Source organism: Bifidobacterium imperatoris (assembly GCF_002860405.1).
Classification (GTDB): domain Bacteria; phylum Actinomycetota; class Actinomycetes; order Actinomycetales; family Bifidobacteriaceae; genus Bifidobacterium; species Bifidobacterium imperatoris.
In genome coordinates this window covers 1-1,707 of record NZ_NMWV01000058.1, presented here as the reverse complement: position 1 = coordinate 1,707, position 1,707 = coordinate 1, and the positions used below count along the sequence as shown (strand labels likewise).

Below are 1,707 nucleotides of genomic sequence, written 5' to 3'. Positions count from 1 at the left end.
GGCTGCTGCCAAGGTCGAGGCCTGATTCAGCATTGGTCTGAAACGGTAAAGCTGCACGCTTCAGACTGATTGATCTCTGAACCGCTCCTGCTTACTCCCGATTGATGTATNGCGAGGTGCCTCATTTGAAAATGAGCGCGTAATCCGGAGTGGTGCCTCACCTGTGGTGAGCGTGAAATCCTAGTCCGCGTCGGCTTGTGGGGTTTCGTCGTCTTCCGGTTCGACGCCCGCGATCCGGGCGAGCGTCTTGTTCAAGTATGCCATGTCCGGGCCCATGCGTCTGGCCAGCCGCGCGGTGCGCGGTGCCGCCAGTGCTTCGAGCCGGTCCTGGATGTCGTGGATGCGGCGGACGAGCTCGGCCGGGTTCNCGGTCGCGAGCGTGTGTTCGATCTCCTCTCGCTTGTCGTCGGGTATGAAGCCGGGGCCGCCGGCGGCCCTGTCCGCCNCGTCGAACTCCTTGAGCCGCTCCCACGGGGTGCGTGGTGCGTCGTAGACGCGGCGGGGACGGCCGTCCCGGGTGCTTTCGCGCGCGACCGGCTTCTTGGACGGGGTGAACAGGTTGGCCTTGACGCGCACCAGCTCCCATAGCTCGTTGAGCAGGCCGAGCTCATCGACGGTGTACCGGTAGTAGAACGCGTGGCGGCGCACGACGTGGNTGTTGCGGGACTCGACGGTGGCCTGGTCGTTCTTCCTGTAGGGGCGGGGGCGGGTCTGCTCGATGTCGCGCTCCTGCAGCCAGGCGATCAGGTCGCGGTTGATGAACTCGCTGCCGTTGTCCGTGTCGTAGGAGCGGATGCGGAACGGCAGACGGGCCTCGACCAGCGCCTCGGCCTTGGAGAGGTTCGCGAACGCGTTGTTGCGGCACGACGCGTTCTCGGTCCATCCGGTGGCGACGTCGACCACGGTCAGGGTGCGGCAGAACTCGCCCCTGACGCTCGGCCCGCAGTGGGCCACGGTGTCGGCCTCGACGTTGCCGGGCAGGCCGTCCAGCTCGTCGCCGGCCTTCCTGATCGTGATCGAGTTGCGCAGCAGCTCCCCGGCGGGCCGGGTAGTGGAGATGCCTCTGGGCCGTGCCGCGTCGCGCGTCTTTTTGAGGTACCGGTCCATCGTGGCCGCGCTCATCCGCTCCAGCTCGCGGAACGCGAANCCGTCCCAGTCGGCGNGCTCGCCGNGCGCGCGCAGCATGGGCATCCACAGGGGCAGCATCGCCTTGAGGTNCTTCGCGCACGGCGCATCCATCATCAGCCACNCCTGGACCAGCAGCTCGCGCGACTGCTCCGAATACCGCTTCGGCCGCTCCGCGGGCGACATCGACGGCCTGCCGCGCCCGGCTTCCGTGAGTCTGCGTCTCGCGGTGCTCCTGCCGATTCCCAGCACGGAGCACATCTCATCGAGGATGCGTCCCTTGTCCTTCTTCGACGCCTTCATGTATTCATCCCTGAATCTCAGGGTGACCTGCCGCTTCGTCGCCATGCTGATCCTGTCTTCCATAAGACAAGCCAAACAGGACCGATACCGTTCGCGCTCATTCCCGATGAGGCACCACCACACCCTACGCGCTCAAAAAACGTGAGGCACGTCGTCTCCACCAACAAAGTGGTGGGCACATTAAAATCAGCTGGTATCGGCATTACCAATTTGACTGCTGACAATCAAATTGATGCTTTAGAGAAAGCGTTCATCATATACGGCTGCGAACAATCTCGG

At 64.1% G+C, this 1,707-nt stretch carries 1 protein-coding gene; it reads right to left on the bottom strand.

The window, feature by feature from the left end; genetic code table 11:
* Positions 1 to 180: 180 nt before the first annotated feature.
* The gene (locus Tam1G_RS11420) at positions 181 to 1,107 is read right to left on the bottom strand and encodes an integrase catalytic domain-containing protein (protein WP_423734940.1); all 927 of its coding nucleotides are present in this window, start codon (positions 1,105 to 1,107) and stop codon (positions 181 to 183) included.
* Between the last annotated feature and the right edge of the window lie 600 nt (positions 1,108 to 1,707).